At 35.4% G+C, this 4259-nt stretch carries 7 protein-coding genes; all 7 read left to right on the top strand.

Annotated features, from left to right (window positions below; all coding sequences use genetic code 11):
* Positions 1 to 110: 110 nt before the first annotated feature.
* The 7 genes from HZF10_RS17685 (at position 111) to HZF10_RS17660 (ending at position 4096) form a co-directional block, all read left to right on the top strand.
* A complete protein-coding gene (locus HZF10_RS17685; protein ID WP_176007574.1) occupies positions 111 to 380 on the top strand; it encodes a hypothetical protein in 270 nt (89 codons plus the stop codon).
* A gap of 197 nt (positions 381 to 577) precedes the next feature.
* Positions 578 to 928, top strand: coding sequence for a hypothetical protein (locus tag HZF10_RS17680; RefSeq protein ID WP_176007573.1), 351 nt, complete (start codon positions 578 to 580; stop codon positions 926 to 928).
* Positions 929 to 1090: 162 nt separating this feature from the next.
* Complete coding sequence (locus HZF10_RS17675; protein WP_176007572.1) at positions 1091 to 2077, top strand: hypothetical protein; 987 nt, start codon at positions 1091 to 1093, stop codon at positions 2075 to 2077.
* Positions 2078 to 2270: 193 nt separating this feature from the next.
* Positions 2271 to 2840, top strand: a complete 570-nt coding sequence (locus HZF10_RS17670) for an ATPase (protein ID WP_176007571.1) — start codon at positions 2271 to 2273, stop codon at positions 2838 to 2840.
* Positions 2837 to 2986 (top strand): hypothetical protein, encoded by a 150-nt coding sequence (locus HZF10_RS17960; protein WP_176007570.1) that lies wholly within the window; start codon positions 2837 to 2839, stop codon positions 2984 to 2986. Before HZF10_RS17670 ends, HZF10_RS17960 begins: the two co-directional genes overlap by 4 nt.
* Before the next feature lie 290 nt (positions 2987 to 3276).
* A complete protein-coding gene (locus HZF10_RS17665) occupies positions 3277 to 3471 on the top strand; it encodes a hypothetical protein (protein ID WP_176007569.1) in 195 nt (64 codons plus the stop codon).
* 223 nt (positions 3472 to 3694) lie between these two features.
* On the top strand, positions 3695 to 4096 hold the full coding sequence (locus HZF10_RS17660) for a hypothetical protein (protein ID WP_176007568.1): 402 nt from the start codon (positions 3695 to 3697) through the stop codon (positions 4094 to 4096).
* Positions 4097 to 4259: the final 163 nt, after the last annotated feature.

Raw genomic sequence — 4259 nt, 5'->3', positions numbered from 1 at the left:
TTCCATAACTTCGTTCGCGTTCAGCGGAGAATACAATCTCCGGTTTCCGCACCGGCGGTTACAGGCCTAACGTTACCGGTAATAGCTCCAACCATCGAAAATCAAATTATATGCTAAAAAAATCGATTTCATTATTATTTAAAACTGGTATTATTTTTTCGATAGTTTCTTTTTTAAGCGTTATGTTACACTTACTGTTGCGAAAAGGAGTGGAACAGCCGACAGCGAATATTGGTTTCCCTTTAAAATTCTATGAACAATTTTGGGCTGGTGAAAATGATTTACATTGGGGGTGGAATATAAAACACTTTTTAATTGATGGAATTCTTATTTTAATTGTAGTGTTAATTTTTGATCAATTTAAAAGTAAAAAACTGTGAAAAATAAAGCGTGTCGCTACAACCGGTAACAGCCGCTAGCCGCTATGGCTGGTAAGTGCTAGTTTGGTGTTTGGTTTACACGAAAAACATTTATCTTAGTAAGAAAAAATCGTTTCGCTTTTCCGCCACAGTCGGCTAGCGGCGGAACGTTATAGGCAATGCAGACCTACTGAACTTAAAAAATTATATCTTAAAGAATGCAGAGTAGAAGAAATGAGATTAGTAAGAAAATGCGAAAATTTAAAAATCGTGTTATTATAATCTGTGTTTTATCGCCTATTTTGTATTTGATCATGAATATAGCAAAGTGGCCAATTTTTAATTTTCTTTTGGATAATTACAGTAAAGTAACTACTGGTGTAATTATAGATGAAAAAAATTTCATTGGTAAAGGAGTTATTATTCAGATGTATTCATATTCTTATGAATTTTATGCCGAAAATGAGAGTTATATTGAGGATTCAAGGAATCAAAAATGTAAAGTTGGAGAAAAAGTCGAAATAGAATATTTGGAATGGTGTCCATCGATAAGTAGATTAAAACAATAGAAAACGAAGAATTTGCACTGCCTATAACAGCCGCTAGCCGCTATGGCTAGTAAGTGCTAGTTTGGTGTTTGGTTTACACGAAAAACGTTTATCTTAGTAAGGAAAAATCGTTTCGCTTTGACCGCCACAGTCGGCTAGCGGCGGAACGTTATAGGATATTCCATGAAGTACGATGACGATTTAGAGATAATTAATAACCTCTTACCTGGTTTAGATCTAATCAAGGAGAAAGATTTCGATTTGTTTGAAAATCGAATCTTTGCCGAAAAAGTACTCAAATATTTTTCAGAAGCCACTGACAACATTCGCGCAAAATTAAACATTGAACTTTTGTTCGCATTTAGATTGCGTCAAAATTTCAATGCCCGAGCCCATAAAGAAAACGATAAATACATAATTATAATTAATCACGGAACAGTTGATCAATTATCCAAAATCATACAAGACTCAATCTCCATTTTTAAAAGAGAAAATATCGTAGCAATCACTGGCCTTCCAACTGACGAAGATATTTTACTGGAACTTTTTATTTATTTAATTTCAAGTTATCTATTTTATCATGAATTCGCACATATTCTTCAACTGAGTTTTGATAAAAGAATTGACTCATATACTTTCCAAGAAGAGTATGATAATACATCAACTTACAATTTTACAAATCATGTTTATGAAATGGATGCGGATTTATTTGGAATTGCAATCGGGACAATTTTGATTCTTCAATACATAGATGATAATAAACTGCCCAAAAATTATGTTACACTATATAATCTATTAACACTATATATTTTAATTGTGGCGAACATTTTTATTGCCTTCTCTAAAAACATTACTAGTATCTATTATAAGAATTTCTTGCATCCTCACCCAATTATCAGAGTTATAAATTGTGTTGAACAAATTATTAATATTGTAAGTCAAAACACTAGAATTGACACTCCTTTTTTTGAATCAATTCTTGAACGGTATAGTAAAATATTAGATGTAATGCATTTAAAAGCCGAATCGGTTTTAATCTACAGCGATGTTGTAAAACAAAATCTTGGTGATATTTTAAACTATATAGATGAGATTGAAAATTCAAATGAACAGTTTAAAGAATTGGCCAGACATCGAGTAAATGAAATTTATGATTTATTGGGAGATTAGGAACATCCTATAACCGCGCATCTTGAGCCATCGCTCCAATCGCGTCGCCTGAACCGTTTTATCCTTAACTTCGTTCCGGGTTGCGGAGAGAACTCGCTCCGCAACTCGCGACGGCCAAGATGCGCCTAACGTTGGTGGAAATGCCCGGAAAATCGCAATTCAAATCAACCCACAGATTTGGTATATTTGCTAAATGAAGCCAAATCTATATGTAATAGCGGGATGCAACGGGGCAGGAAAGACAACTGCTTCATTTACAATCTTACCTGAAATCCTCAATTGCAAAGAATTCGTAAATGCCGATGAAATTGCGAAAGGCCTTTCTCCTTTCCAACCTGAAAAGGTAGCTTTCGAAGCGGGAAGATTAATGCTCCAGAGAGTTGAGCATCTGTTGAGAGAAAAAGAAAACTTCGCTTTCGAAACAACTTTGGCCACGAAAAGCTATAAAGGAAAAATTCTAGACGCTCAAAAGAATGGATACAATGTAATTTTGCTTTTTTTTTGGCTTAGAAAAGTCGAACTGGCCATTGAACGTGTAAAACTAAGAGTCCAGGAAGGCGGTCATAATATTGAGACCGAAACCATAAAGCGACGATATAAGAACGGGATTAGTAATTTGTTTCAAATTTATTTGCCAATCGTAAACGAAGCTATGATTTTTGACAATTCAGACGGCGTTTATCAACTGATTGCTGAGAAAAATAATTCAAATGAAATCAACGTTGTAGACGAAGCTAAATTTGCTAAATTGCAACAATTATGAAAACGTATAAAAGAACAGAAAATCAGCAAAAGATAATTCAAGGCATGAATAAGGTCTATGATGATTTATTGATTTATAAAAAACGTTTGAATAGTGAATTAGTCGTTCTTAAAGACGACAAAATAGTTCGAATTAAACCGCAATAAACATATAGGCACTTCCACCAACCGCCGCTAACCGCCATGGCAGCGGGATGACTAAGTGGACGAGCTGTTTTCATAAGCCGCAAAACTTATGATTTTTTCTACCTTTCCAAGTTAGAAAAAATCATAAGTTTTGCTACCTTTCGCCCAAGCGGAGAGATCCCGCTCCAGCAGGCTGCCACGATCGGTTAGTGGCCTCACGTTGTGTGCAATTTTAAAAACTATGTCTAAAAAATTAGAGTAAGTCAAATTGACTTAGGCATTAGAAACACTTACAATTAGGAAATTGAAAAATGAATAAAAAACATCCTTTTGAAAAAAGATTGTGGTGGAGAACAAGGCTACCTTGGTTTTTAATAAATTTAGGAATTGCGGGTAAAGGGAAAGATTGTGAATTATTGAATGCTGCTCACAAATGGTATAATGCCGATGGAATAAATAGTGGCTGTTACTACTGCAAGAAAACAACCCAACAAATAAAGTGGTAATAAAAACTGCACACAACCGCCGCTAACCGCCATGGCAGCGGGCTGAGGAGATATACAAATACATTTTTGAAGCCGTAAAAGCAAGATTTTTTCAAACAAAAAAGTTAGAAAAAATCATTGCTTTTACTACTTTTAGACCAGGCGGAGAGATCCCGCCCTGGAAGGCTGCCACGATCGGTTAGCGGCCTCACGTTACCCAACATTGCTGAAAAACGAATTCAAAATGAACATCAACGAACCAGAATTGAGATTTCCAACTCAAAAAGCGCGAATAGAACTTGCTAGTGAGTTAAATTTAGAATATCATGATGGAATGCAAGACTGGGAATGGGAAGTTGCAAAAAGTGATGAAGTCGAAAGATACATTTCTCATTACAGAACGTTGAATGATGAAGACAAGAAATTTGCTTTGATGGAAATAATTATACAGGCCGTAACCGATCAGAAAAGTAAACTAGAATTTGAGAAATATTGGAATGTCGTAAAAGACTACTTAATAAAAGGTTTTAAAATACACGCTTACTCAGTTTATTATTGGTCGTGCTTTGACTATGAAAATATAGATGACTGTTGGGAAGTTACGCCATATATGAGAAACCTATGGAATAATTGCAACGTCGGGTAACCGCCTATTCACGCAATCGCTGTTTCAGAGTGGCTTCACCTCTATTCTCTGGCACAACAAAACCGAGATTTTTTCAACTGAAAAAGTTAGAAAAAACCCTCGGTTTTGTTACTTTAGTGATTGCGGAGAGAACAATCTCCGGAAGGCCGCGACTGCGCGAATA

This window comes from Flavobacterium agri, from assembly GCF_013401995.1.
Lineage (GTDB): Bacteria > Bacteroidota > Bacteroidia > Flavobacteriales > Flavobacteriaceae > Flavobacterium > Flavobacterium agri.
Note: the sequence above shows the minus strand (reverse complement) of the source record. Positions and strands in the feature narration are given on the sequence as shown.